Origin of the sequence: Hyphomonas sp. UBA3601 (assembly GCF_002375605.1) — a bacterium.
In the GTDB taxonomy this organism is placed as follows: domain Bacteria; phylum Pseudomonadota; class Alphaproteobacteria; order Caulobacterales; family Hyphomonadaceae; genus Hyphomonas.
This window is the reverse complement of sequence record NZ_DFME01000083.1, coordinates 7,905-8,360: the sequence shown is the minus strand read 5'-3', so window position 1 is coordinate 8,360 and position 456 is coordinate 7,905. Positions and strand designations below refer to the sequence as shown.

The window sequence follows — 456 nt, the reverse complement described above, 5'->3', positions numbered from 1 at the left end:
GGCGAGCCTGTTCTCGGCCGAGAACATACAGCGCCTCTGGGTGGATATGCCGAAGACGTTCACGCACTTCCATCCGCTCGGCTATGTGCTGGTCGTGATGCTGGGCGCGGGCGTGGCAGAGCGCTCAGGGCTGTTTTCGAGCGCGATCCGGGCGGCGGTGCGCAATGCGCCGAAATTCCTGCTGACGCCGCTGGTCGCGCTGGTGGCGATGCTGTCGAACCATGCCGCCGATGCGGGCTATGTCGTAATGATCCCGCTGGCGGGCATATTGTTTGCCTCGGCCGGGCGCCACCCGCTGGCCGGGATTGCCGCGGCCTTTGCGGGCGTGTCGGGCGGGTTTTCCGCCAATATCTCGCCGGGCCAGCTGGACGCGCTGCTGTTCGGCATCACCGAGGCCGCCTATGGCGCGAGCAATATCGATGCGGGCTGGACGATGAACATTGCCGGCAATGCGTA

1 protein-coding gene is annotated in these 456 nt (G+C 65.8%); it reads left to right on the top strand.

Translation table 11 applies throughout. The features are described from left to right. A partial coding sequence (locus tag B4F73_RS08420; protein WP_290482999.1) for an AbgT family transporter occupies positions 1 to 456 on the top strand: 456 nt, incomplete at both ends.